This window comes from Pseudactinotalea terrae (assembly GCF_009733845.1).
GTDB lineage: Bacteria > Actinomycetota > Actinomycetes > Actinomycetales > Beutenbergiaceae > Pseudactinotalea > Pseudactinotalea terrae.
The window spans coordinates 118245-144276 of record NZ_WNXZ01000003.1; the positions used below are offsets into that span (position 1 = coordinate 118245).

General features: G+C 67.4%; 25 protein-coding genes. 12 read left to right on the forward strand and 13 right to left on the reverse strand.

The features are described from left to right. Positions 1-70 precede the first annotated feature (70 nt). From secY to rfbD, 3 genes are read left to right on the forward strand one after another with little or no spacing between them, the layout of a single operon-like run. The gene (gene secY, locus GPA03_RS11385) at positions 71-1384 is read left to right on the forward strand and encodes a preprotein translocase subunit SecY (RefSeq protein ID WP_156252141.1); all 1314 of its coding nucleotides are present in this window, start codon (positions 71-73) and stop codon (positions 1382-1384) included. Beyond that, the gene (locus GPA03_RS11390) at positions 1381-1968 is read left to right on the forward strand and encodes an adenylate kinase (RefSeq protein ID WP_156252142.1); all 588 of its coding nucleotides are present in this window, start codon (positions 1381-1383) and stop codon (positions 1966-1968) included. The genes secY and GPA03_RS11390 overlap by 4 nt, the downstream gene beginning before the upstream one ends. 28 nt (positions 1969-1996) lie before the next feature. Continuing rightward, positions 1997-2842 carry a dTDP-4-dehydrorhamnose reductase gene (gene rfbD / locus GPA03_RS11395; protein WP_156252143.1) on the forward strand — a complete coding sequence of 282 codons (846 nt, stop codon included), beginning with the start codon at positions 1997-1999 and terminating at the stop codon, positions 2840-2842. 42 nt (positions 2843-2884) lie between these two features. Here the strand turns inward: rfbD and GPA03_RS11400 are convergent, their stop codons facing one another. Then, the gene (locus GPA03_RS11400) at positions 2885-4054 is read right to left on the reverse strand and encodes a nucleotide sugar dehydrogenase (protein ID WP_156252144.1); all 1170 of its coding nucleotides are present in this window, start codon (positions 4052-4054) and stop codon (positions 2885-2887) included. Between the two features lie 184 nt (positions 4055-4238). On the opposite strand from GPA03_RS11400, the gene rfbB reads away from it, so the two are divergent. Further along, entirely contained in the window at positions 4239-5234 is a 996-nt protein-coding gene (gene rfbB, locus GPA03_RS11405; RefSeq protein ID WP_156252145.1) for a dTDP-glucose 4,6-dehydratase, read from the forward strand. Between the two features lie 7 nt (positions 5235-5241). Here rfbB and rfbC read toward each other — a convergent pair whose 3' ends face one another. Further along, positions 5242-5850, reverse strand: a complete 609-nt coding sequence (rfbC, locus tag GPA03_RS11410; RefSeq protein ID WP_156252146.1) for a dTDP-4-dehydrorhamnose 3,5-epimerase — start codon at positions 5848-5850, stop codon at positions 5242-5244. Then, positions 5847-6722, reverse strand: a complete 876-nt coding sequence (rfbA, locus tag GPA03_RS11415; protein WP_156252147.1) for a glucose-1-phosphate thymidylyltransferase RfbA — start codon at positions 6720-6722, stop codon at positions 5847-5849. Before rfbA ends, rfbC begins: the two co-directional genes overlap by 4 nt. 319 nt (positions 6723-7041) lie before the next feature. On the opposite strand from rfbA, the gene GPA03_RS11420 reads away from it, so the two are divergent. Both GPA03_RS11420 and GPA03_RS11425 read left to right on the forward strand, forming a co-directional pair. Further along, positions 7042-8481, forward strand: a complete 1440-nt coding sequence (locus GPA03_RS11420; protein ID WP_156252148.1) for a sugar transferase — start codon at positions 7042-7044, stop codon at positions 8479-8481. 130 nt (positions 8482-8611) lie between these two features. Next, positions 8612-10477 (forward strand): ABC transporter ATP-binding protein, encoded by a 1866-nt coding sequence (locus GPA03_RS11425; RefSeq protein WP_156252149.1) that lies wholly within the window; start codon positions 8612-8614, stop codon positions 10475-10477. Positions 10478-10483: 6 nt separating this feature from the next. On the opposite strand, the gene GPA03_RS11430 is transcribed toward GPA03_RS11425, so the two are convergent. Both GPA03_RS11430 and GPA03_RS11435 read right to left on the reverse strand, forming a co-directional pair. Further along, complete coding sequence (locus GPA03_RS11430) at positions 10484-11911, reverse strand: O-antigen ligase family protein (RefSeq protein WP_156252150.1); 1428 nt, start codon at positions 11909-11911, stop codon at positions 10484-10486. Positions 11912-12066: 155 nt separating this feature from the next. Next, positions 12067-12912 carry a hypothetical protein gene (locus tag GPA03_RS11435; RefSeq protein WP_162458342.1) on the reverse strand — a complete coding sequence of 282 codons (846 nt, stop codon included), beginning with the start codon at positions 12910-12912 and terminating at the stop codon, positions 12067-12069. A 105-nt stretch (positions 12913-13017) separates the two neighbouring features. Here GPA03_RS11435 and GPA03_RS11440 point away from each other — a divergent pair, with 105 nt between their 5' ends. The 5 genes from GPA03_RS11440 to GPA03_RS23045 all read left to right on the forward strand — a co-directional run bounded on the left by GPA03_RS11440 (position 13018) and on the right by GPA03_RS23045 (position 17897). Next, a complete protein-coding gene (locus GPA03_RS11440) occupies positions 13018-14304 on the forward strand; it encodes a polysaccharide pyruvyl transferase family protein (RefSeq protein ID WP_156252152.1) in 1287 nt (428 codons plus the stop codon). A gap of 95 nt (positions 14305-14399) precedes the next feature. After that, entirely contained in the window at positions 14400-15551 is a 1152-nt protein-coding gene (locus GPA03_RS11445; protein WP_206673525.1) for a Coenzyme F420 hydrogenase/dehydrogenase, beta subunit C-terminal domain, read from the forward strand. Further along, positions 15548-16393 (forward strand): glycosyltransferase, encoded by an 846-nt coding sequence (locus GPA03_RS11450; RefSeq protein WP_206673526.1) that lies wholly within the window; start codon positions 15548-15550, stop codon positions 16391-16393. Before GPA03_RS11445 ends, GPA03_RS11450 begins: the two co-directional genes overlap by 4 nt. A 4-nt stretch (positions 16394-16397) precedes the next feature. Further along, the gene (locus GPA03_RS11455; protein WP_156252154.1) at positions 16398-17351 is read left to right on the forward strand and encodes a glycosyltransferase family 2 protein; all 954 of its coding nucleotides are present in this window, start codon (positions 16398-16400) and stop codon (positions 17349-17351) included. Between the two features lie 213 nt (positions 17352-17564). Continuing rightward, complete coding sequence (locus tag GPA03_RS23045) at positions 17565-17897, forward strand: DapH/DapD/GlmU-related protein (RefSeq protein WP_277755135.1); 333 nt, start codon at positions 17565-17567, stop codon at positions 17895-17897. A gap of 301 nt (positions 17898-18198) precedes the next feature. On the opposite strand, the gene GPA03_RS22585 is transcribed toward GPA03_RS23045, so the two are convergent. After that, positions 18199-19704: a right-handed parallel beta-helix repeat-containing protein gene (locus tag GPA03_RS22585; protein WP_194239520.1), complete on the reverse strand. Its 1506-nt coding sequence runs from the start codon at positions 19702-19704 to the stop codon at positions 18199-18201. A gap of 586 nt (positions 19705-20290) precedes the next feature. Between GPA03_RS22585 and GPA03_RS11470 the strand changes: the two genes are divergently transcribed. After that, on the forward strand, positions 20291-21373 hold the full coding sequence (locus GPA03_RS11470) for a nucleotidyltransferase family protein (protein ID WP_277755200.1): 1083 nt from the start codon (positions 20291-20293) through the stop codon (positions 21371-21373). On the opposite strand, the gene GPA03_RS11475 is transcribed toward GPA03_RS11470, so the two are convergent. The 7 genes from GPA03_RS11475 to GPA03_RS11505 form a co-directional block, all read right to left on the reverse strand. Further along, positions 21337-22299 (reverse strand): phosphoenolpyruvate carboxykinase (ATP), encoded by a 963-nt coding sequence (locus GPA03_RS11475; RefSeq protein WP_156252157.1) that lies wholly within the window; start codon positions 22297-22299, stop codon positions 21337-21339. The genes GPA03_RS11470 and GPA03_RS11475 overlap by 37 nt on opposite strands. Next, positions 22299-22754 carry a lasso peptide biosynthesis B2 protein gene (locus tag GPA03_RS11480; RefSeq protein WP_162458345.1) on the reverse strand — a complete coding sequence of 152 codons (456 nt, stop codon included), beginning with the start codon at positions 22752-22754 and terminating at the stop codon, positions 22299-22301. The genes GPA03_RS11475 and GPA03_RS11480 overlap by 1 nt, the downstream gene beginning before the upstream one ends. After that, on the reverse strand, positions 22751-23923 hold the full coding sequence (locus tag GPA03_RS11485; protein WP_156252159.1) for an asparagine synthase-related protein: 1173 nt from the start codon (positions 23921-23923) through the stop codon (positions 22751-22753). The genes GPA03_RS11480 and GPA03_RS11485 overlap by 4 nt, the downstream gene beginning before the upstream one ends. A gap of 85 nt (positions 23924-24008) precedes the next feature. Next, positions 24009-24131, reverse strand: coding sequence for a lasso RiPP family leader peptide-containing protein (locus GPA03_RS11490; RefSeq protein ID WP_156252160.1), 123 nt, complete (start codon positions 24129-24131; stop codon positions 24009-24011). Between the two features lie 75 nt (positions 24132-24206). Next, the gene (locus GPA03_RS11495) at positions 24207-24467 is read right to left on the reverse strand and encodes a PqqD family protein (protein ID WP_241681255.1); all 261 of its coding nucleotides are present in this window, start codon (positions 24465-24467) and stop codon (positions 24207-24209) included. 147 nt (positions 24468-24614) lie between these two features. Further along, entirely contained in the window at positions 24615-25445 is an 831-nt protein-coding gene (locus GPA03_RS11500; protein WP_156252161.1) for a glycosyltransferase family 2 protein, read from the reverse strand. A gap of 252 nt (positions 25446-25697) precedes the next feature. Continuing rightward, the gene (locus GPA03_RS11505) at positions 25698-25958 is read right to left on the reverse strand and encodes an acyl carrier protein (RefSeq protein ID WP_156252162.1); all 261 of its coding nucleotides are present in this window, start codon (positions 25956-25958) and stop codon (positions 25698-25700) included. Positions 25959-26032 lie beyond the last annotated feature (74 nt).

Here is a 26032-nt window from a genome sequence, read left to right on the forward strand (position 1 = left end):
TTAGGGTCAGGGCCGACCCCAACGCCACTCAGCCAGGTCTCGGTATCGGGACCCTGCCGCAGGAGGATCATTGCTCGGCGCATTCATTCGCGCGTTCCGCACCCCGGACCTGCGCCGCAAGCTGTTGTTCACGCTGGCGATCATGGCCATCTTCCGCGCGGGATCGTTCATCCCGACCCCCGGTATCGACTACGGGAACGTGCAGCAGTGCGTCGACCCGATCGGCACCGGCGCCACGCAGGACGTGCTCAGCCTCGTCAACCTCTTCTCCGGTGGCTCGCTGCTCCAGCTGAGCGTGTTCGCCCTGGGGATCATGCCGTACATCACGGCGAGCATCATCGTGCAGCTCCTCCGGGTGGTCATTCCCCGTTTCGAGGCGCTGCACAAGGAGGGCCAGTCCGGCACGGCGGTCCTCACGCAGTACACGCGCTACCTGACGATCGGGCTCGCGATCCTGCAGGCGACCACGATCATCACGGTCGCGCGGAGCGGGCAGCTGTTCCCCGACTGTGCGGTGGCGACGCAGGTGATCCCGGATCAGTCGGTGATCACGCTGCTGATCATGATCATCACGATGACCGCCGGCACCGGCCTGATCATGTGGCTGGGTGAGCTCATCACCGAGCGAGGCGTGGGCAACGGCATGTCGCTGCTGATCTTCACCGCCATCGCGGCGAGCTTCCCGGGCGGCGTGCAGCAGATCGCCACCTCGAACAACGGGTTCGGCAAGGTCGTCCTGTTCACGCTGATCTCGGCCGTGGTGATCGTGCTGGTCGTGTTCGTGGAGCAGTCGCAGCGCCGCATCCCGGTGCAGTACGCCAAGCGCATGGTCGGGCGTCGGACCTACGGCGGCAGCTCCACCTACATCCCGATCAAGATCAACATGTCGGGTGTGATCCCGGTGATCTTCGCGTCATCGCTGCTGGCGCTGCCGGCGCTGGCCGCGCAGTTCTCACAGGACCAGACGGCGGGCTGGGTCCAGTGGATCGCGGTCAACCTCCTCGACCCGGGCGCCACGGTCTATCTGGCCGCCTACGGCGTGCTGATCATCTTCTTCGCGTACTTCTACACGTCGATCACGTTCAACCCGGACGAGGTCGCGGACAACATGAAGCGGTACGGCGGCTTCATCCCCGGTATCCGGGCCGGCCGCCCGACGGCGGAGTACCTCCAGTTCGTGATCTCACGGATCACCGCCGCCGGTGCGCTGTACCTGGCCTTCGTGGCGATGATCCCCTCGATCGCGTTCAAGTTCATGGGGGTGAACCAGGTGATGGCCTTCGGTGGTGCCTCGGTGCTGATCGTGGTGAGCGTCGGGCTGGAGACCGTCAAGCAGATCGACAGCCAGCTGCAGCAGCGGCACTACGAAGGGTTCTTGCGATGACGACGGCGGGCAACGGCACAGTGGCCAGGGTCGTGCTGATGGGCCCTCCTGGGGCCGGCAAGGGCACCCAGGCGGTGCGCCTGGCCGAGCACCTGGGTGTCCCCGCGATCTCGACCGGCGACATCTTTCGCGCGAACGTGGCCGAGCGCACGGAGCTGGGCCAGCAGGCGCAGCGCTACATGGACGCCGGTGAGTACGTGCCGGACGAGGTGACCAACGCGATGGTCGCCGATCGGCTCTCGGCCGAGGACGCCGCTACCGGCTTCCTCCTCGACGGGTACCCCCGCACCGAGGCGCAGGTCGGCGAGCTCGACCGCATGCTGGATGCCGCTGGGGTCTCTCTCGACGTGGTCGTCGAGCTGACGGCCGACGTCGACGAGCTCGTGAAGCGGCTCCTCGGCCGCGCGGCGGAGCAGGGGCGCTCCGACGACACCGAGTCGGTGATCCGCCGGCGTCTCGAGGTCTACGCCGAGCAGACAGCGGCGCTCGTCGACCTCTACGAGAGCCGAGGCATCCTCGTACGCGTCGACGGGCTGGGCACGGTCGACGACGTGAGCGCTCGCCTTCTCGATGCGCTGAGCTGAGCCGGCGCGCACACCGGGTGGTCTGAGGATGCGAGTCGCGGTCACCGGTGCGGGCGGGATGCTCGGCACGGACGCGGTGCTGGCCTTGCGCGCCCGTGGCCATGACGTGCAGGCGATGTCGCGGCCGACGTTCGACATCGGCGATCGCGCACAGCTCGACGAGATGGCGGCGGCTGCCGACGTCGTCGTCAACTGCGCGGCCTGGACCGCTGTCGACGACGCCGAGACGCAGGAGCCTGACGCCTTCTGGCTCAATGCGGTCGTACCGCACCTGCTGGCGCTGACGACGCACGCGTACGGCGCGGCTCTGGTGCACGTCTCGACCGACTACGTCTTCGACGGCGACGCCGACGAGCCCTACGACGAGGACGCCGCTCTCGCGCCGCGTTCCGCCTACGGCCGGACCAAAGCAGCGGGGGAGTGGGCGGTCCGGGCAGGCAACCCGAACCACTGGCTGATCCGTACAGCGTGGCTCTACGGAGCCGCGGGTGGCTGCTTCCCCAAGACGATCGCCCGGCTCGCCGCGGATCGCGACGAGATCCAGGTCGTCGTCGACCAGGTGGGTCAGCCGACCTGGACCGTCGACGTCGCGACGCAGATCTGCGCCCTCCTCGAGGCTGGTGCGCCGTTCGGGGTCTACCACGCCACCTCGAGCGGCACGGCGTCGTGGCGCGACCTCGCCGAGCGCGTGGTGGCGGCGTCGGGCGGGCGGGCACGCGTGGAGCCGACGACGAGCGACGCCTTCCCGAGGCCCGCACGGCGACCCGCGTGGTCGGTGCTGGGCCACCGCCGCTGGCACGAGGCCGGCATCGAACCGATCGGCGACTGGCGTGAACGGTGGGATGCCGCGGCGAGTGCCGTGCTCGCGCCCTGAAGGGGCGCGCCGTCGTCGAGATCGCCGCTCTCGCAGCGAAGGTCAGTCGGAACCGAAGAGGTCGCGGGTGTAGATCTTCTCGGCGACGTCGCGTAGCTCGTCGACCATGCGGTTGGCGACGATGAGATCGGCGCTGGCCTTGAACTGCTCGAGGTCACGGATCACGGGGGAGCCGAAGAACTCGTCGTCACCGAGCTCGGGCTCGTAGAGGATCACGGGGATGCCCTTGGCCTTGATGCGCTTCATGATGCCTTGCACGGAGGACTCGCGGAAGTTGTCCGAGCCGGCCTTCATGATGAGCCGGTGCACGCCCACGACCCTGGGCTGGTGGGCGAGGATGTCGAAGGCGACGACGTCCTTGCGGGTGCTGTTGGCGTCCACGATGGCGCTGATGAGGGTCTGCGGCACGTCGGTGTAGTTGGCGAGCAGCTGCTTGGTGTCCTTGGGCAGGCAGTAGCCGCCGTAGCCGAAGCTGGGGTTGTTGTAGTGGGTGCCGATGCGCGGGTCCAGTCCCACGCCGTCGATGATCGAGCGGGTGTCGAGGCCGCGGGCCATCGCGAAGGAGTCGAGCTCGTTGAAGTAGGCCACCCGCATCGCGAGGTAGGTGTTGGCGAAGAGCTTGATGGCTTCGGCCTCGGTGGGGTCGGTGAACAGCACCGGGACGCCGTCGGCCTGGGCGCCCTCGAGGAGCAGGTCGGCGAAGGCTCGCGCCCGCGCCGAGTCCTCTCCCACCACGATGCGAGAGGGGTGCAGGTTGTCGTGCAGGGCCTGGCCCTCGCGCAGGAACTCGGGGGAGAAGATGACGTTCTGGGTTCCCAGGCGCTCGCGGACGTCATCGATGAACCCGACCGGAACGGTCGACTTCACGATCATGGTGGCGCTGGGGTTGAGCTGGGTGACCTCGCGGATCACGGTCTCGACCGAGGTGGTGTCGAAGTAGTTCGAGACCGGGTCGTAGTTCGTGGGGGTGGCGATGATGACGAACTCGGCACCCTCGTGGGCCTGGGCCGCGTCGGTGGTGAAGGTCAGGTCCAGCTTCTCCTGCGCCAGGAACCGCGTGATGTCGTCATCGACGATCGGGCTCTGTCCTTGCCGGAGCAGCGCGATGCGGCCGGTGTCGAGGTCCAGTCCCCGCACCGTGTTGTGCTGCGCCAGGAGCATCGAGATGGACAGGCCGACATAGCCGAGGCCGGCGACGGAGATGGTGGTCATCCCCGGATTGTGCCGCACCTGCCGCGCACGTGTCTCCTGCCGCATCGACAGGCGCGGCCACCGGGGGCGCCGGTGCACGATCGGCCCTGGGACCTGCGTGCCCGCCTCCCTGTGCTGGGGTGCCGATGCGCTGCCAGAACGGCTAGCGTTCGTCCCAGGTGCGCAACGGCAGACTGGAGGGCGCATGAGACTGCTCGTGACCGGCGGTGCCGGTTTCATCGGGAGCAACTTCGTGCGGTTGACGCTTCAGGAACGCCCTGAGGTCGCGGTGCGGGTGCTCGACGCGTTCACCTACGCGGCATCGCGTGACTCGCTCGCGGACGTCGCCGACCGGGTCGAGGTGGTCGCGGGCGATGTCGCCGACGCCGCGGTACTCACCGCGGCACTCGACGGGATCGACCAGGTCGTGCACTTCGCGGCAGAGACGCACAACGACAACTCGCTCGATGACCCGAGCCCGTTCGTGCACAGCAATCTTGTGGCGACCTACGAGCTGCTCGAGGCGGTCCGCCGGCGTGGGATCGCGTTGCATCACATCTCCACAGACGAGGTCTACGGCGATCTCGAGCTCGACGATCCGCAGCGCTTCACCGAGAGCACGCCGTACAACCCCTCGAGCCCGTACTCCGCCACCAAGGCGGGTTCCGACCTGCTGGTGCGTGCCTGGGTTCGCTCGTTCGGCGTGCGGGCGACGATCTCCAACTGCTCGAACAACTACGGTCCGTACCAGCACATCGAGAAGTTCATCCCGCGTCAGATCACGAATGTGCTCAGCGGCATCCGGCCCAAGCTGTACGGCACGGGGGAGAACGTGCGCGACTGGATCCACGTGGACGATCACAACCTCGCCGTCTGGCGGATCATCGATGCGGGCGTTGCAGGCGAGACCTACCTGATCGGCGCCGATGGCGAGCGGAACAACCGCGAGGTCATCGAGACGGTGCTGCGGCTCATGGATCAGCCGACCGACGCCTACGACCTCGTCACCGATCGTGCGGGGCACGACCTGCGGTACGCGATCGACTCGAGCCGGCTGCGCGGCGAGCTCGGGTGGGAGCCCCGGTACCGCGACTTCGAGGCTGGCCTGGCCCAGACGATCGCGTGGTACCGGGACTACACGAGCTGGTGGCGCGAGGCCAAGGGTGCCGTCGAGGCGCGCTACGCAGCCAAGGGCCAGTAGCCGGTCCTCAGTGCCCCAGGAGCGCTCGCACCGCGCTCATGGTGGGCAGCAGGCCCTCGGCGCGGGCCACCGCGAGGCCCGGTGCCTCTGTGTCCTTGTCGGAGAGCAGCGGGGTCAAGGGTGCACCATCCCTCCCCACGGTCGGCCACTCGATGCCCAGGTCGGGATCGAGCGGATCGATGCCGTGCTCCCGCCCGGGTGCGTACGGGGTCGAGCAGAGGTACAGCGCGACGCTCTCGTCCTCGAGCGCGACGAAACCGTGGCCGAGACCTTCGCTGATGAAGACTGCCCGGCGGGCCTCGTCATCGAGAACGATGCCTTCCCATTGCCCGAAGGTCGGGGACCCGACGCGGATGTCCACCACGACGTCCCAGATCGCGCCGCGGGGGCAGGTGACGTACTTGGCCTGCGAGGGCGGTACATCGGAGAAGTGGATGCCACGGACCACGCCTGCCTTGGAGACCGACGTGTTGGCCTGTGCGACCTTCAGGGTGCGACCTGTCGCCTGTCTCAACGTCGCCTCTTGGTACGACTCGAGGAAGCGTCCGCGGGCGTCGTCGAACTGTCGTGGGGTGTAGACCCAGGCACCCTCGATCGACATCGGGGTCATGGTCATCGCGACGACACCCCGGCGAGCAGTCCCAGGAGGTAGCTGCCGTACCCCGACTTCACCAGCGGCTCGGCGCGCTCCCGCAGCTCGTCGTCGGTGAGGAACCCCTGACGCCAGGCGACCTCTTCCGGCGCACCGATCTTGAGCCCGACACGCGCTTCGATCGTGCGCACGTAGTTGGAGGCGTCGTTGAGCGAGTCGAAGGTACCGGTGTCCAGCCAGGCGGTGCCGCGGGGGAGTACTTCGACCTGGAGTCTGCCGGCCTCGAGGTAGTGCCGGTTGACGTCGGTGATCTCGTACTCACCACGAGCCGAGGGTTGGAGTGACCGGGCGATCTCGACGACGTCGTTGTCGTAGAAGTAGAGCCCGGGCACCGCGAACCGGCTCTTCGGCTCACGCGGCTTCTCCTCGAGGGAGAGCGCGCGGCCGGACTCGTCGAACTCGACGACGCCGTACGCCGTCGGATCGGCGACCTCGTAGGCGAAGACGGCGGCACCCTCGATCGCGTGAAAGCGGCCGAGCCGCGTTCCCATGCCCGGTCCGTAGAAGATGTTGTCACCGAGAACCAGGCACGCCGCCTCGTTGCCGACGAAATCGGCGCCCACGGTGAACGCCTGTGCGAGGCCTCGTGGCTCGGGCTGGACGGCGTAGGTGATCGAGACCCCGAACCGGGATCCGCTCCCGAGTACTCGCTCGAACTGTTCTGCGTCCTCGGGAGTCGTGATGACAAGGACGTCACGAATGCCCGCGAGGAGCAACGTCGACAACGGGTAGTAGATCATCGGCTTGTCGTAGACAGGCACGAGCTGCTTGCTCACCCCCAGGGTGACGGGGTGAAGTCGAGAGCCGGTCCCGCCGGCCAGGATGATTCCGCGCATGTGCCCATTGTGCCGATCTGGCCACATATCGGAGGTTTCTCGGGCCGGCAGCTCGTCCGAGATGCCCCAGGCGGAGGAGGTGAGGCGGCCGTTCACCCCTTCACCCCTGCCCGTATCGGGGTATCAACCGTGCTCACCCGCGCCGACTGGTCGCAGCTGATGGGCAAGTAACTAGCGTTCATAGCAGTCGGGGGAGCCATCGCTTTGTAGCTCCCATGAGGTCGAGCCAATTACGGCGGTGGAATGTGTTGAACGGGATCGCAGAGCTCCTGTACGACCAGCTTGCCCCGTGCGCTCGAGAAGAAGGGGGAGCTCAGCGATGAGCGTTGTCGATCGCATCGAGGCACTGGCGGTACCAGAGCGGCCTGCTCTGTCCGTGACCACCGCATGGCGGTCGCAGGGCTGGCCGACCCGCTTCAAGCTGGTCGCTGTCCTGTCCGACGCCGTGTGCGCGCTGGCCATCTCGGCTGCGGTCGGTCACTACGTCTCCGGCGCTGGCCTGCTGGCCGCGGTGCTGGGCACCCTGACGTTCGTCGGCGTGGTGGCTGCGACCGGCGGCTACTCGGTGCGGCACGTGATGCCGGTCGGTCGCACCTACCGGGCCATCGTGCTCGGCGGCGTGACGATGGTGGCCATCGCGATGGCTGTGACGTTCTTCGGGCTGGCGCCCGTTCCGCCGTTGCCGGTGCTGCTGGGTGCGTTCGGCGTCGCCGCCGCGTCGGCACTGCTGCGAACGGCGCAGCGAATCGTTCTCGCCTCTCACAGGGTGCGCAAGTCCAACCGGTCCCGGGTGCTGCTGGTCGCGCCCGCTGATCGTGCCGAGGGCATCCTCAGCGAGGTCCAGGGCGCCCGCCGGGATGTCGAGTTCGTGGGGGCATGCGTCCCCGGGCACGCAGCTGGCGACGTGCTGGCAGGTGGCGTGGAGATCCTCGGCGAGCCCCGCGATGCGCGTGCGGTTATCGAGCGCTCGGCAGCTGACGTCGTGCTGGTCGCGCCGGGCTCGATGGCACCCGAGGAGTTCCGCCAGTTCCAGTGGGCGGTCGAGAACGCCGACGCTGAGCTGGTCGTGGTCCCTGAGGTCCACGAGGTGCTGAGCAACCGCATCGACGTGCAGACGGTCGGTGGGACTCCCACCATGACGTTGCTCCCGCCCAGCTCGACCCAGAGGGTCGTCAAGCAGGTCATGGATCGGACGCTCGGACTTGTGCTCCTGCTGATCTTCTCGCCCGTGATCCTGGGGGCGATGGCGACGGTGAAGCTGACGTCATCCGGGCCGGCACTGTTCCGTCAGATCCGCATCGGCCGTGACGGTGCGCCCTTCACGATGCTGAAGCTGCGCACGATGGTGACTGACGCGGAGCAGCTCAGAGTTGGTCTGCTCGGTGTGAACGACGGTGCTGGGCCTCTGTTCAAGATGACATCTGACCCCCGCATCACGCCGGTCGGGCGCGTGTTGCGCCGGTTCTCGATCGACGAGCTGCCCCAGCTGTGGAACGTCGTCCGCGGCGACATGTCGCTGGTCGGCCCCCGGCCCCCGCTGCCGAGCGAGGTCGCCACCTATGACGTGATGGCGGTGCATCGTCTCCACGTCAAGCCCGGCCTCACCGGGTTGTGGCAGGTGAGCGGTCGTTCAGATCTCACCTGGGACGAGTCGATCAAGCTCGACCTCCGGTACGTCGACAACTGGTCGGTCGGATACGACCTGCAGATCCTGTGGCGGACGGCGCGAGCCGTGCTGGGGGCGCGCGGTGCCTACTGACCTTGTTCACAGTGCTCGCCCAGGGGAGGGGGCACGACAGCACCCCCCCGACGCTGTCGTGCCTCCGCCCGTGGGCGAGCGCTGAGAACAAGGTCAACAAACCACGAGGTCGGGGGAAGGTTCGTGACTCATGCCTGAGTCCCAGGAGTACGTCGATCCCGCCCAGCTGCGTGTCGCCGCCAGGCGCGGCGGCAAGTCGGTCGGGAGGCTCACCGAGCTGATCCGGCAGAGCGTGCGGCTGGTGTGGGCATCCGGGCGCGGACTGTTCGTGGCGCTCCTGGCCCTGCAGGTGGTGGCGGCGCTCGCGTTGGCCGGTCAGGTGCTCGCGATCAAGTCCGTGCTGGATGCGTTGCTGATCGTCGGTGCGGGTGGGGCAGCGACGGCGCAGCTGTGGATCCCCGTGCTCGTGCTGGCAGCGCTGACCGCGGCGACCTCCATCGTGACCGCGGTCCAAGGGCACCTGCAGCGGTTGCTGGGCGAACGGGTGGCCCGGGCGATGTGGGGCAGGGTCCTCGACGTCGCCACAGCGGTCAACCTGCGGCACTTCGAGTCCGCCGACTTCTTCAACCGACTGCAGCGGGTGCAGGCCAACGCGCTGTCGCGGCCCTACCAGGTGACGCAGGGTCTGATCGCGATGGGTGGTGCCCTCGCCGCGAGCATCGGTGTGGGCGCGGCGCTGGTGAGCATCAGCCCGTTGTTGCTGCCGCTGCTGGTCGTCGGTGGCCTCCCGGTCCTGCTGACCAGCCGTCGTGAGAGCAAGCTCGAGTTCGACTTCTCGATCTCGCAGACGCCGCTGCTGCGGATGAGGCAGTACCTGACGCTGCTGCAGACGGGGCGTGACGAGGCCAAGGAGGTCCGCGCCTTCGGACTGTCGAGATGGCTGCGTGGCCGGTTCGACTCCTCGTACGAGGAGTACCTGACCAACCTGACGGCCCATGTCCGCAGGCGTTCGATCCTGTCCGTGATCGGCAACCTGGGCACCTCGGTGGTTCTGGTCGTGACGCTCGGCACGCTGGTCTGGCTCATCGTCGGCGGACAGGTGAGCGTCGCGGGCGCGGGCGCAGCGATCGTTGCCATCCGGATGCTCGCTACCCAGGTGCAAGCCCTGTTCGCAGGCGTGCAGCGCATCTTCGAGTCGGGTCTGTTCCTCGACGACCTGCGCGCGTTCCTCGAGCACGGCGAATTCGCGGCGCGTGAGGACGAGGGCCCGGAGTCACCGCCAGGCTTCGAGACGTTGCACGCCGAAGGCGTGTCCTTCAGCTATCCGGGATCGACAGAGCCGGCGGTGAAGGATGTCGACATCACGATCAGGACCGGCGAGGTGGTGGCGATCGTCGGGGAGAACGGCTCGGGAAAGACCACGCTGGCCAAGCTGCTCGCGAGGCTGTACGAGCCCGATGAAGGCGCCATTCGCTGGGATGGCGTCGACGTGCGTCGGTGGAGCACGTCCTCGGTGCGGTCCAGGATCGCGGTGATCTTCCAGGACTTCGTGCGGTACGCCTTCAGCGCCAGCGACAACCTGGCGATCGGCGACGTCACCCGACCTGCGGATCCGGCCCGGGTGCGTGAGGCGGCCCGGGCGGCCGGCGCGGATCGCGCGATCGAGAACCTTCCCGATGGCTACGCGACGCCCTTGTCGAGGATCTTCTCGGGGGGTCGAGACCTCTCGGGTGGGCAGTGGCAGCGGGTAGCGATCGCGCGTGGCTACTACCGAGACGCGCCACTGGTCATCCTCGACGAGCCCTCGGCTGCTCTCGATCCGCGTGCTGAGCACGACCTGTTCGCCAGCCTGCGGGAGACGTTGCAGGGCCGGACCGTGCTGTTCATCTCGCACCGGTTCTCGACCGTGCGGTCGGCAGACCGCATCTACGTGATGGACGGCGGTGCCGTCGCCGAGCACGGTTCGCACGACGAGCTCATGGCCAAGCAAGGCATCTACGCCGAGCTCTTCCAGCTCCAGGCGGCCGCCTACCTGTCCGCCGAGGAGACCGGCTAAGTACAGCTAGGCGCCGGTATCGGTCTCGGCGGCGCTTCTAGCTCGCCGGCCGTAGTTGCGGGGAGTCGTGCTCACCCATGCGTCGCGCAGGCGGGCGCGGAGATTGGCCATCAGCGGCGTCGTCACGAACTTGTCACCGGGCGCGGAGACCTGGATCGGGGTGTGCACGCTGGTGCCGTCGAGCCGCCAGAGCGCCCCGATGGCACCGACGAGGATGCACATCACGCCGACGAACGTCGCGAACGCGAAGGAGTCGAAGGTGCCGCTCGCGAGCACGGCAGCTGGCATCGTGACGGCGAGCGCGTGGCCCAGGTGGCGTGTCTCCTGGTCCTTGCCGCGCAGCCGCACGCTGCGGGCGACCAAGTACGGCACCAGGAAGAACAACAGCAGACCGATGACTCCGGCCACGCCGCCCGCGATCAGCGTCACATAGATCTGGTTGTCGAGCAGGAGGAACTCCTCGGGTGTGACCATCCCTGCGCCCCATCCCAACCAGGGCCTCTGGCTCCACAGCTCGAGCACGGTACCGGTCCGAGCGATCCGGTCCGTCACACTGCTGTCGTTCTCGGCATTCGTGAACAGCGAACGGATGGTCCCGAGGACGCCGCGATTGATGACGTGGAAGACCAGGATCGAGACGATACTGATCACCAGGGCGTTGTAGCGCTGGCGCCATGGCCAGACGATCGCCATCATCGCCATGGTGACGAAGACCGTCAAGATCGCCGATCGCGAGATGGACAGCGGGATTCCGGTGGCGATGAGTGCAACGCCGATCCAGCGCCAGACGCGGACGCGACCGCGTGGAGCGAACAGTGCGTAGTGCATCGCGATCGGCAGCACAAGAGCCAGCACCACACCGAACTCGATGAAGTGGTTCGCGGTGGACGCCACCCGCGGGAAGCCTCCGCTGCCGCGTTCGGATATGCCTATGAGCTCGCTGTTGCGGCTCAGACCTGGAATGTTGATGTACTGGGTCACGTCGACGATTCCGGTGAACTGCAGAACGCCGATGATCGCCATGATCGCCGTGAAGAAGACCAGCAGACCGAGGGTGCGGTCGAGCTCAGCGCGAGTCCGGATCCCATCCGCGACGAACAGGAGGACTCCCGCAATCGCCAGCGTGAAGATGAGCCAGCGATCTGCTGAACTCGCCTGCTCAGGCGACGGAAGCCGGTCGTACCCCACTGCGTAGCCGAGCAGCTGGAGGCCGACGAAGATCCCGACGACCCAGTGGATCGGTTGCCTGCCAGCAGGCAGCTGCTTCCGCCTGATCGCCGACACGAACCACAGAAAGAGCAGCATCAGCCCGACGGCCACGGACGGGCGGCCAACCGCCCCCATGCCACCGATGACGAGCCGTGCGGGTATGAGGAACTGCAAGGCGAGGAACAGCGCGAGAAGCCCGACACCGGTCAGGGTCCACTTGTGCACGAGTACCGGGGCCCACTCGTCGAGGGCTCGGCGTAGGGCCTGCGGGGCCCGCAGGAGCGCTGGTTCCCAACCATCTGTTCCAGGTGCGGGTCTCACCCGGGCCGGCGCGACTTCCGCGGGGTCCTGCACGATGTGCGGTCGGGTCGCGGAGGAGGTCAATCGTCCCGCCGCCCGGCGCGGGCCAGGTGCTCGTCGTCTTCGACTGGTGTTGCAACCGACTCCGCCTGCTCGTTCAACTCGATGTCGCTGCTGGGTCGTGATGCGCTTTCTGCGGTCTCGTCCTCACGCTCCGCTTGCGACGGCTCGGTCGTCGGGCTGTCGGGCGAATCCGCGGCGGATTTGTCAGCCTTCACCTTGGCTCGCTTCTCGCGGCGCTTCCTCCGCAGGCGCTTGATGAGACCTACCAGGTCGTCGAAAAGCACCGCGAGGAGGAAGGCCAACGCCGCTCCGAGCACGCCGACCACGGCCATGATGCGCATCTTGCCGTCATCGACGACTTCGGCTACGCCCGGGGCCTGGAGGATGTCCAGGGTGTACTGAGCCGGAGTGATGAGTCCAGCGTCGGTCTGGCGTGTCTGGAGTTCCGCCGCACCCGCTGCGAGGACCGCGTCGAGCGTTGCCATGCCCGACTCAGGAGTCGCAGCTTGCACCGAGAAGTTGACGATGTTGCTGCGCGACCCTGCGCTCACCTCGTACTCCGGGTGCAGACCCATGTCCGCGACAGCGGCGCGAGACTCGTTGCTGTTGAGCACGATCGCCAGGATCTGAGCGGCAGCCTCGCGGCCTCCGTAGGGGTTGGGGATCTCACCTGCAGTGCGTCCCGCGGAGACCATCGCGGTGGCGTTGACCTCGAACTGGGGCTTCACACCGTCGCCGGCCTGGAGAGCAGCGAGCGCTGTCAGTGCCAGGAGGGGGAGGAAGATGTACCAGCGGCGGAGGACCGCGACTGTCAGACGCCAAACGTCCATGCTGCCGTACCTCTTCCCCTCTGGCGGTCCCAATGACCTTGTGGAAGTGTATGAGGGCGGCGCTCGCCCGGAAAGGTGTTCTACGGCCTCGGCACAGAAGGTCTACCGCAGCCTCACATCTGCATCATACTTGGCCGCATGGATGCCCTTCGTCTCGTACTGGCGGGTGCTGCGATCGGGAACGGAAACCGCGGCGTCGAAGCTCTCGGTAGATCTGTCATCGACGCAGTCGATCGAGAGGTTTCATCAGGGCACCTTGACATTCTCGATGACGGCTGGGGTGTCAGGCCTGATCGCAGTGGCCGGTACACAGGCGCAACCATCTCTTATGTGGGCGTGCGACTCTCACGACGATGGCATCGCCCGGAGAGCTGGGCGCAGATCCGTGTCGCCCAGGCGCTGGGAAGCCGATTCAATGCCGCGGCAAAAGCCTTCGATCGTGCGGACGCGGTCCTTGATCTGAGTGCCGGCGACAGCTTTACAGACCTGTACGGTCCGGCACGGCTCGATGTCGTATCCGCTCCCAAAGAGGCAGCGTTGCGCGCTCGACGGCCACTCGTGCTCCTCCCGCAGACGTACGGTCCGTTCGAGACGTCCGAGGGACGTCGCCGTGCCGAGCACCTCGTCCGCTCATCTGCGCTGGCGTACGCCCGTGACGCGTGGAGCTACGACCGCTTGCTTGAGCTGGCCGGGCCTGACGCGGACACCAGCAGACTGCGCACCGGGGTGGACGTTGCCTTCAGTCTTGAACCTCGACGCCCCGCTGCCGAGATCGCGGACTCGATCGACTCCATGGGCGGTGAACTTCTCGTCGGCGTGAATGTCAGCGGACTGCTGCGCGATGAGGCCGGGCACGCCCGATTCGGACTCGTGGGGGACTACATCGAGACGATGGCGGCGCTGGTGCGCGGGCTCCTGGGTGCGGGTGCGCGAGTACTGCTCGTTCCGCATGTGCACCTCTCCGGCGGGCAGGGGGAGAGCGACATCGCGGCTATCGACCTGGTGCTCGGTATGCTCGGAACGGCAGAGCGTGAGCTCGTGAGCGTCGTGCCGCCGGAGCTCGACGCGGCCGAGCTCAAGTGGTGCATCGCGCAGCTGGACTGGTTCGTCGGGAGCAGGATGCACTCGACCATCGCTGCCCTTTCAACGCTGACGCCGACGGCGGCGTACGCCTACAGCGACAAGACTCACGGAGTCTTCGTGACCTGTGGACTCGGTGATGAGGTCATTGATGCACGGAAGCTCGGAGGAGCAGAAGCCGTACAGCTCATGCTCGACTCGTTCGCGCGGCGCGACGCCATCGGACACGTTCTGAGGACCGAGGCGCCGGCGACGATCGAACGGTCGCGTCAGCAACTTCGTGAGGTCTTCGAGTCGGTCGATCGATGGCGTACGGAACCCTCCGCGCTGGAGGCAATCGGGTGAAGGACCGCTCACTGTCGAGCATCGAGGCTGTCGTCGATGCACATCTCTGCACCGGGTGCGGGGTGTGCGCCTATCTGAGTCCGGACACGCAGGCGATGAGCGATGTCAAGCACATCGGTCGCCGTCCGCTCCCGATCGTCGGCGTCACCGGTCCGACGACGGGCGCCGCCGTCGCGGCGTGCCCCGGGCGCCGGCTCGAGCATCAGCCCGGCGCCCTGGAGGGTGCACCGTTCGACGGCGAGTGGGGCCCTGTGCTCGCCCTCTACGAGTGCTGGTCCACCGACCCGGACGTGCGGCACCGCGGGTCATCGGGCGGGGTGGTCAGCGCGATCTCGGCTCACATGGTGACATCCGGGGCGGCGGTCGGCGCGTTGCAGATCCAGGCGTCGCGAGAGAACCCGCTGCGCAACGAGACGGTTCTCAACACGACCTACGAGACGATCGTCGCTGCAGCGGGCTCCCGTTACGCCCCGGCGAGCCCATGTGAACGTCTGGATCTCGTGGAGCACGCCGCGGGGCCCTGCGTCGTCGTCGGCAAGCCCTGCGACATCGCTGCCACGCGACGAGCGGCGGAGCTCCGACCAGCGCTCGCCCAGAAGGTCGGTCTGACGATCGGGATCTTCTGCGCAGGGACTCCGTCAAGTGCTGCGACCGAGAAGCTGATCAGGGATCTCGACGTCGACCCCGCTGCTGTGACGCAGGTCGACTACCGGGGCGAGGGGTGGCCCGGCAGGTTCCGCGTCCGCACGAGCGAAGGACCGGCCGGTTCTTTCAGCTACGCGGAGGCGTGGGGCGGGACGTTGACCAAGAACCGCCAGTGGCGCTGTCTCATCTGCCCCGATCACACAGGCGAGTTCGCCGACCTGGCGATCGGCGACCCCTGGTACCGCGAGGTGACCGATGACGAGCCGGGTCGATCGCTCGTCGTCGTGCGCACAGAGCGGGGGCGGGAAGCGCTGCGGGCCGCGCTCGCCGACGGGGCCCTGGCTGGCGAAGAGCTACCGCTGTCGCGGCTCCCTGAGTCGCAGCCGAACCTGGAGAGCACCCGGGGTGCGGTCTGGGGGCGGGTCCTGACCATGCGGCTGCTGGGCCTCCCCACGCCGCGCTTCCTGAACATGCCAGCCTTCCGGCTGTGGTGGAAGCTGCCGCTACGAGGGAAGCTGACCTCGACCGCCGGCACCTGGCGCCGCATGCGCGCGCGTGGGCTGTGGCGGTCCGAGCTCGAGACGACGGGGGAGCCCACGTGACGCATCGAGCGGACATCATCATGATCACCTACCGCAGTGCGGGGTACGTGCATCTCAGTCTGCCGCGGCTGCTCGACACGCTTGGCGAGCAGGATCGAGTGTGGTTATGGCACAACGGTGACGACGAGGCCACGATCGAGGCCCTGCGCCCCTACATCACCGATCCGCGCGTCCACAAGTACCACCACAGTCGCGAGAACGTGAAGCTGAGAGAGCCCACGTCCTGGCTCTGGGAGGAGTCGACGGGCCGCTTCGTGTCCAAGGTCGATGACGACTGCCTGGTCACGCCCGGCTGGCTCGACACCTTCGTGGCAGCGCACGAGGCCAATCCTGAGTTCGGGGTGATCGCTAGCTGGCGTCCCCCGCCGGAGGACTTCCGCCCGGAGCTGGCGTCGAAGAAGATCGCCACCTTTGCCGGCGGTCACCAGCTGCTGAGGAACCTCTGGGTACAGGGGAGCGGATACCTGATGCCACGTCGACTGATCGAGGCGAACGGACTGCTCGGCACAGACGAATCATTCACCGGGTACTGCGTTCGGGCCGCGCGCGCCGGTGCTGTGAACGGGTTCTACTACCCGTTCGTGCCCGAGGACCACATGGATGACCCACGGTCGCCGCACACCCTGATCAAGACCGACGCCGATCTTGCCGACAGGATGCCTCTGTCGGCGAAGGCCAAGGGTGTGACGACCGTGGCAGACTGGACCGCCCAGCTGGTCCAATCTGCTCTGATCCTGCAGTCCAGCTCACTCGACCCCCGCAGCTTCACAGGATGGCGTGCCAAGGCGCGCGCCGCGCGGTACCGTGCCGCACGCGTGCTCGGGCGTCGTTCCCAGTGGTGATGCGATGAGCGCGCCAGCCCCGAAGAGGGTGGCAGACGCAGAACCGGATGTGTTGGTCGTGGCCGTCACCTACAACAGCGGGGCTGTCATCGAGGAGTTCCTCCACGCGCTACGCGATGCCCTCGATGGCGCGCCGGCTGCCAATGTCGTCATCGTCGACAACGACTCCTCCGACGGCACTCCAGAACTCGTCCGCACGCTCGCACCTTGGGCGACGCTCATCGACGCGGGCGCCAACGTCGGCTATGCCGCCGGGATCAACGTGGCACTGCGCAGCGTCACACCGCGACTCGGTGCCTACATCCTCAACCCGGACGCGGTACCGGCCGCCGGGAGTGTCAGGCTCCTGCTGGAACCGACGCTGGCCGACGCGTCCCTGGGGATCACGGTGCCTCGCATGAGGACCGCTGACGGGTCGCTGTTCTACTCACTCCGGCGCGAGCCCACGATCCTGAGAGCGCTCGGCGAAGCCATCCTCGGGGGATCGCGCGCCGGTCGGCACGTCGCGCTCGGTGAGGTGGTCAACGACGAGGCGTCCTACGCCGAGCCAACGACGGCCGCATGGGCAACCGGCGCCGCGATGTTCCTCCACCGGCGGACCCTTGACACCGTCGGTCTGTGGGACGAGCGCTTCTTCCTGTACTCAGAGGAGACCGACTACGCCCTCCGGGCTCGTGATGCTGGACTCGCACTCCGGTACGTCCCAGAAGCTGAGGTACGGCACCTGGGAGGCGATCTGGGAACCTCGGACGGCTTGTGGAGTCTGATGACGCACAACCGCGTCCGGCTCTACCGTAAGCGCCACGGCCCTGTTGCCTCCGCGTGCTTCTGGTTCGCCGTGACACTCGGTGAGCTGGTTCGTGCCGCTGCTGGGAAACGACGCAGCCGAGCGGCGCTTCGAGTCCTGCTCTCGGGCGGACGTCAGACACAGGTCGACAAGGCGCGCGGGGTCAACTGAGGCAGACGCCGGAGTATCGGCGGCCATAGACTTGGCCATATGTCACGACTGCGCTCTTTGTGGCCAGGCCTCTGGCGCAACGTCGTGCTGAACACGCTCATCAGCTCGTCTCTGGTCCCGGTGCCGTTGCGCTGGCGGTTGCTCAGGGCCTACGGCGCACGTGTGGAGCACAGCAGGATCTCCCCGGGGGTGTGGATCGGGAGCAAGCGGCTCGTGATCGGCGAGGGCGCATTCATCAACATGGGATGCATGCTCTCGACACACGCGCCGGTCACCGTCGGGCGGGGCGCGTACCTAGGGATGGGTGTGACGGTGATGACGTCGACGCACGAGCTCGGGCCGAGCGATGCGCGTGCCGGAGAGTTGATCACGGCGCCCGTCGTGATCGGTGACGGGTGCTGGATTGGCGCAAATGCGACGATCTTGCCTGGTGTCACGATCGGTGCGGGAACGGTCATCGCCGCCGGTGCTGTCGTCACGCGGGACTGTGACCCGGACTCGCTCTACGCTGGTGTACCGGCCCAGAAGAAGCGAGACCTCGGGTAGCGCCTGGCCAGGCAGTCTGAGGGTGTCTGCGATGCGCGGCATATCGAGGTGCCACCAGGATGCCCACCAGTTCCGGCCCGTGCGATCAGCCGTGAGGCAGCATCCGGCCCGAGCTCGGAGCGGGCCGGCCTGTCGTAGCGGATGGCGCCTGTGGTACCGCGTCCCACTCAAGCGCAGCCCGGGAGTGCGGTCCCGACGGCTCGGGCGCTGGGAGCAACACATCGGTCACTGCCAGCGCCCAGCCGATCGTCACGCCGTTTGTCACCCGTAGGGTGTGCCGGCGGACGAGCCGAGAACGGCGTCAGCGAACCGGTTCGCCGTCGTCGTACCAGACGTTCGTCGAGTCCCAGACGCTGACTCCCATGTTCCCGGCGACCCCATAGCGGAAATCACGACCGAAGACATTGCCGCTGTAGCGGGCGCTGTCGACCTCGCCGCGGCCCCCGCCGTTGATGGTGTAGTTGCCGCCGTTCATGAGGTTGCCGGTCACCAAGAGGTTCGAGATCTGGTCGCTTCCCTGCAACGAGCCGATCTGGATCGCGGCGTTCATCGGGTCATCGGTGGACGCAACGTACGCCTGCAGGTTGTTCCCATGGAGCGTGATGTTGTCACCACTACGGATCTGAATGGAGTCATGATGACCGCCCGAGACTCGGTGCAGGTCGTGGATGTAGGAGTACTCGATCGTCACGTTGCTCGCCTGGATACGGATGCCATCCTCAGCAGAGTGGATGTCGGCATAGCGCACGGTCGCACCTCCGCTGCCTCCGTCGAAGAAGATGCCGATCCCGGTGCTGTTCTCGTTGTCGATCTCGACGTGCTCGATCAAAGTGTTCGTTGAACCGCCCTCGACCCGGATCGGGTAGCCGTCGCCACCGCCCTGGACGAGAGTGTTGCGAATCGTGACGTCGTTGGCGGCAACAACGATGGTTCCGTCGACGTGGAGGCCGTCGATCACCGTCCCGTCCTCGGTGATCCGAATGTCGTCTGAGGGACGCAGGGTCACCCCCGCCGGTACGCCGGTGTTGTCAGCGTTCGGGAATCCACTGGGAGCAGGAACAGGATCCGGTCCCGGCGCGGGCTCAGTGGGCTCGGCGGGCTCAGTGGGCTCGGGCTCCGGGGTGGGCTCGGGCTCAGGCGTGGGCTCAGGCTCCGGGGTGGGCTCGGGCTCGGGGGCGGGCTCCGGCCTGGCGTTGAGTCCACCGTCGTGACGCTGGCTGAACGGCTGACCGTCAACCCAGGAATTGATGACGGTCGCTGGATGCCTCTGCGAGGACATGAAGCCGTTCCGGCAGCCGAACAGCGACACGTTGTCGGCGCTGTAGTCGCCGAACACGATGCCGTTCGTCCGCGTCTTCAAGCAGTAGATGCTCGAGTCGAGGACCTGGGTGCCGTCGGCCCCAGGGTGGACCCGGATGCTGTGGTAGCCGCGGTAGGCCACGACGGTGTTCACGATCGTCACGTCGTCAGCGTGGACGCTGATCGATCCCTGGACATACAGGCCGTCGATGACGGTCCCGGGCTCGGTGATCACGAGGTTGCCGTCGTGCACCTCGAGGCCGGCCACGTCCGCGGCAGTGGGGCCGTCGATGTCGGACCCCTCTCGCTCGAAGCTGGCGACCGCGGCCACCTCGGTCGCCGCCGGGTTCGCCTTCGCCTCGTTCGGGCGGGCGCTCGCGGCTGTCATCGAGCCGATCAGCGCGAGCGTCAGACCCACGGCGAGCGAGGGCAGCGTGCGGCGATGGCGTCGAGAGCCGGTCGGCTGGCGCCGCCGGGCGACGTCGGGTTTGCTGTGTGCGGTATCCACTACGGGGGAGCTCCTTGGCCTCGTGAGCGGATCGCTGTCGGTTGCGATCTGCCTCGGATGGTCTCCGCGGTGCCTGCTCTGACAAGATCGGTCTTGACAGGGCGATGGTGGCACGCGGACTCGGGTCCCCCGACCCCGGATGCACTGTCTCGGGTTCTTGATCGGCAGTGCATCCGACACCTCAGACGGTACGCCAGACACATGTTCGGGTGTGTCCGACGGGTGCCGTTTGACAACGAAACGATAACAGTCTGCCTCGGTGCGGTCGCAGGGCTGCTGAGCGTTCCAGTCCGAAGTGAGCTGAAGTGGTACGAAGCGCACACCACCGCGAAGGCCGTGCAGGCGCGATCTGTGGGGTGATTCATCGTCGACGAGGAAGCGATGGGGGCGTGGCGAGTCGGATATGGGAACTGTGCTGGCCCGGACCTGCCACAGTGTCCGAAGCGGCGACGACGTCGCCGGCGGCACGCACGGGGCCGACCCGACGACAGACCGCGCCGCGTAGGGGGACCGGAATGCGAAGCCACTGGAGCAAGCCTTGAGAGCCGAAACGAAGCGTCGTGGTGACGACTGGGCGTCGAGGCAGTTGGTCGCCATCTGCCAAGGTGCCGAGCCCGAGCCTCCTGCGGATCTGGACTCCACCAAGGATCTCATTCGAGCGGTGCGTCACCATCGCATCGCACCGTTGGCGCACGTCGCCTACCGCGAGGTGTGTCCACCGCTTGCGGCGGAACTGCGCGTCGACCGTGACGATGCCATCGGCACCCACCTGCGTGCCTCGATCGTGCTGGAGCAGATTCGAGCGCTGCTCGGCGATACTCCTTGGGTGACCTTCAAGGGTGCGGTGCTGTCGGAGACGGCGCACCCCCGACCCGGGTTGCGCACCTACCACGACGTCGATGTGCTGGTCTCGCCCCAGGACCTCCGCGAGGTGTGCAGCGTTCTCCTGGGCCACAAGTGGCAGATCGCCGACTACGACGACATGCTCCGCAATCCCGAGACGCCCGGTGAGATGCACTGGATCAGCCCAGCCGGGCTGCTCGTGGACCTGCACTGGTCGATGACCAACACGGCGGTGCGTCGCGCCCGCCTCTCGGTCGCTACGGACGACATCCTCGCGCGGCGACGCGAGGTCTCGATCGGCCTCAGCCGCACCTGGACACTCGACGAGGTCGACTCACTGGTGCACGTAGGCCTCCACGCGACGCTGACCGGCGCCAATCGGCTGCTGCTGCTGCTCGACACGGATCGCGTCGCACGCAACATCGCGGATTGGGGTCCGGTCGCGCAACGGGCCATGGAATGGCAGGCCGAGCCCCATCTCTCGCTGGTGCTCAGCCGCGCGCAGCGGATCTTCGACACGCCGTTGCCACCGACCCTCGATACCGAGCTAGGCGTTTCCGCGACCTTCAGTCGGCTCTGTGCGGTCGTCGACAACCTGGCGCCGGTTCCTGCGGCCAGGCGGGACCAGGGCGTCGCGCGCATGTTCGCTCGTGCTGTGCGCCGCGGTGCCCGACGGACCGCTGCGTCGGTCACCCGAAGCGCGGCGATCGGAGTGGCCGAGCGGGTTGTCCGTCCGAAGCGGCATCGCGCGCAGGAGCGGACGAGGGCACACGCTGAGGCGCTAGCGCTCTATCTCGACGCTGTCGAGTCTGCGGGCAGGACCTGAGTCAACGAGATCTCCCGGCGGATGCGCTCGGCGAGTCCCTCCGGAAAGGGCGGCCCCCAGGGCATCCGTGCCAGATAGACCGGCACGGACTCGACAACCCGGGAGAGCTCTCCGAGCTGGCGGTCGAGCACGGTCGCGTCTTCCCAACCGGCGATCCGTGGGAACTGCAGCAAGTAGAGAAACGCCTTCTTCGCCGAGAGTCGGATGATCTCGGGTTCCCGCTCGCCGTCGTCGTGGTCGGGGAACGGGATCACGATCGCTCCGAGCGGTAGGCCATCCCGTGTCGCCTGCTCCATCCGGAGGGCGTCTCGGCTGTCGCCCGTCACTCGACTCTCCGGCGCCTGCCCGAACTGTCCTGCCAGCTCGGCCGCCGCCTTGCGGAGCCGGAGCTCCGTCGCCCCGAGATGGCACAACGGCGTGCCGCCGTCGAGGTCGACTCGCAGCACGTCATCGGTGATGAGCCGTGCGCCGTCGGCGCACATCAATGTGGCCATCGTGGACTTGCCCATACCGGATCGGCCGATGAACGCCAGAGCGACATCGCCGAGCTGGACGGCACTCCCGTGAAGCACAGCGTGGCCCCGCATGATCATGAGAAAGGAGAGCGTCGTGCCGATGGCCAGCACGGCGACCCGGTCGAGGGAGGTGCCCGGCAGTGGGTGCGCGACGATGGTCGTCAGACCCGCATCGATCTCGAAGTCGCACGTGCCGTGGAACCGCAGCAGGTAGCCGTCGGGGTGCTCGGTGGCTGTGAAGTGCTGCCGATCGGTGGCGACGTGCAGCAGACGGCGACCGGGCAGCTCGGTCTCGACCGGTGAAGCATCCGCACCGATGCAGATCCTCACGTCGATCTCGCCCTCGGGGGGTCTCTGCTCGAAGATCGCCAGGTCTGACTCCACGTTCAGGCCGTACAGACGAGTGCGCATCAGGAGGTCCTCCTCGTCGAGACCGGGGTCAGCCGCGTGTACGAGCTCGCGGCACCCAACGGGTCGAGAATTCCACCGTCGATCTCCAGCCACGCGTGCGCGCGTAGCTTCCCGTCGAGCTTGGCGACGCCGACCACGAGTGAGGGTGAACGGTGCCTGATCAGCGCACCGCTGACCAGGGCCTGGCGAAGGCACGTATCCCCGAACGGCCAGTGCCTCATGACTCGTCGGGCTGCGCGCACCCGCCGGCGGTCCTGCGGCGCCAATCCGGTCGGGATGGTGACAGCCGCGGCCGTGGTCTCGTCATCGGACTGCAGTGGCGTGCCGAGGCGGCGAGACAGACGCGGGAGACCAACCGTGCGCAGGCCGACCTCGGTGAAGCAGGCCAGGCCGAGCGCGACGCCGATCCAGCCCCACTCGTCCACCGGCGGGATCGTGCGCGGGAGCTTGCTCACGAGGAGGCCTCCGCGTTGTTCTGAGTGCCGAGCCACGCCGAGTGCAGGAGCATCGCGGCACTCATGGTGGGGGTGTCGGAGAGCCACTGCGATCGGAGTGCTACCACGTCGACGAGGCTGGTGTCGACGCCGGTACCGTCCCACTCCCGCGCGAACGCCTGCGTGTAGCGACCCGAGTAGGCACGGTTGAACGCGCCCTTGGAGCCCCGTGTCAGCACCGAGGGGGGCAAGACATCCGCGAAGAGAGCCTTCATGACCGACGTCCGCCCGTTGTAGCCCCAGAATCCCCCTGCGCGAGCGAGCGCTGCGAGGAAGTCCGGATGGATCAGGGGGTTGATCGCCCTCACGTCATAGTCGCTCGCGACGATCCGCTGGTTGATGTCCATCGTGTGCCACACGCGCTTGCGCCCGACCCAGGCAATCGCGTCGGAGAACCGCAGCGGCTCGGTGGCTTCTGCTGCAGCCAGCATTCTTGAGTGACGGTTGGCGGCGTCGGGCAACAGCCACGACTGGAGCTCGGCCACGGGCAACTCGTGGCGCACCGCGGCGGCTCGCAGAGGTCGGGGTAGCAGCGCATCGCAGGCGCGCCGAAGGAGGGCGAGCGTCGGCGTTCGACGACGCCTGAGCAGCGTCAGCGGCGTGACGCGACGCGCCCCAAGAACCTCATCGCCGCCTTCACCCGTGAGCATGGAGCCGCCCCGCATGTGCTGGTAGACCACGCCGTGGCTGTGCAGTGCGGGGGGAAACAGGACGCCGTGGCGCCGAATGCTGGCCTGTGCCGTCGGTCCGAGAAGATCGGTCTCGTCGTCGGTGAGGTCGAGCCGGATCCAGTCGCGCAGCCCCAGGTGACTGACGACGAGCTCTTGCCACTCGTTCTCGTCGGTGTCCGGGATGTGGGGATAGCGCCGGGTCACCGGGACCGGGTCTGCCAAGCCCTCGGCACGTGCGAGGGCAGTCGCTGCGGCCAGCACCGCCGACGAGTCACGACCGCCAGAGAAGGTGACGTAGCAGGGGCCGTCGAGGAGCGCGGGTCGGATGACTCCGGCCAGTGCCTCGCGCGGCGACGTCGTCGTCGGCGCCCGCCGCTGATCGGGGACGAACCCGTGGGCCCAGCACGTCGCGACCTCGAAAGGGTCCGAACGCACGATCGCGTCCGCCAGCTGTGTCATGTCAAGATTCCCCGAACTTGTGCTAGAACGCACTCGTGGGGGTTCATCGAACAACGTTCGATGAACCCCCACGATGTGCCTGACGTCACGACTCGATCGTGCCGTAGCGGATGAAGTAGAGCAGAGTGTCGTCGTTGCCCGCCCAGCCTTCGCCGAGCGTGAGGTCGCGGACCGAACCAACCTCGGTCATCGTGGGAGCCTCATACATAAGTGTTCACCTCCTCTTGACGGTTGCAGTGTGCACCGGCATGTACCGGAATACGGGCGCCGTGCTGGCTCGTCATCACTGACCGACCAGCAGGCCGCGTGCGGAGAGATCGTCGAGAAAGGCCGCTACGTCACGCTGGGCGGTCGCGCTGTCGACCTCGAAAGTCGTCGCGAGAGCTCGTGCGAGGTCGTCTGGAGTCCGCTCCTCGACCAGCAGCTTGAGCATGGCAGTCCCGGTGGCATTCGTCGTGAGGTACTTCGACGTCTTCAGGTCGAGCACAACCATCTCGCCGTCGATCTCCCGCCAAGAGACCTCACTCTGACGCAGCTTCACCATGTCTAGCCCCCGAACTCTGTTGTTCTCGGCCGGTGCCGATGCGGCAATAGTGTCGGCAGCGGTAGGGCGCTGGTCGGGCGCGCAAGGGTGATCGCGGGGTGCGCACCCGGGGTGTTCGGCCTCACCCCAAGGGTGAGGTCCCACCGGTCATGAGCGACTGCTCTCGTCCCGGTGCCAGCGAGTGTCGCCACGGCGCACGGCGGCGGCCGCGCCTACGCGTGCGAGCACCCCCGTGATCGCGAAGACGAGCACGCCGGGCAGGAGCCTGGGCGATCGCCCCGCGAGCCTGATGAGGAAGCCGAGCGAGGCGCCGGAGCCCCGCAGCTGCGGCCGGTCGGACGAGGAGGCGAGCCGTGCGTTGCCCGTGGCGGCACGGACCCGACGGCGCAGCAGGTCGCGGTAGGTCTTCGGAGGACGGATCACCGCGGCCGTGCCCTCCACCACGACCCGTTCCTGCGGTGCGAAGCTCATCGCGATCAGGAGGTCGTCGGACATCACGTCGCGCCACCCTCGCAGCCGCTCGTGGCCGACCTCGTCGACGCAGATCACGCCGCGACCGTAGAGCTCGTCGCGGACCCCGGGCAGCTGCTGCCAGATCCGGTAGTAGAGGCGCACGAGCGTGGCGACGCCGGTCATCGGGAAGGACCGTCGTGGCCCGGCAGCGTGGACCTCGGCGCCCAGCGCGCCGGCCAGCCGGACGACGTCGTCGTAGGTGATCACGACATCGCCGTCGACGTACAGGCGAGGGAACCCCGAGATCGACCGGTCGCCGAGCGCCAGCGCCTGGATCTTGGACGGGACGGGCGTCTCGATCACGTGTACATCGTGGCTGCGGGCGATGGCAGCGGTGCCGTCGGTACACCCGTTGGCGACGACGACGACCTCGAGCGCCTCGCTGTCGACTGGTGCTTGCAGGGCAGCAAGAAGACGTGGGAGGCCGTTCTCCTCGTTGTGCGCTGGGACGACGACGCCTATCACCGTCTCAGTATCGGGGGTCCGGGTCAGGCGCCGCTACGCGGGGTCGCGCACACAGCCCGCGCCTCACCCTGACTCACCCCAGCGTGGTTCTGACACCACCCTCGCGTCACCAGTGACCCAGGATGGGCGCGCTCTTATCTTTGAGGTGGCCAGTCGGGAACCAAGGGGAGCCACGTGAGCAACGCAATGACGTCGCGGGCAGATCTGCCTGCGGGTGCGCGCGAGCAGTCTGCCGCGGCGCACAGGCGGATGTCAGGCCGCTGCGGAACGCTTCCGCACCACGAACTGCGTCAGGTTCTCGATGCTGTCCAGATTCGCCGGAACGGTCTCGTCGTCAGCGACCTTCACATCCAGATCGGTCTCGAGGAAGTCCACCAGCTCAAGCACCCCGGTCGAGTCGACGACTCCGGCGGCGAGCAGCGAGTCGGCGTCGTCGGGCAGTCGCGCAGAATCGCCGAAGAGGAAGTTCCGCACCACGAATTCCCGAACCTGGTTCCGAACCTGGTCTTCCATGTCGCCCTCGCTCAAGGTCACGTGCATCTCGGTGATGCGGCGTCACCATACAGGCGCCGTGATAGCGGCCGCAA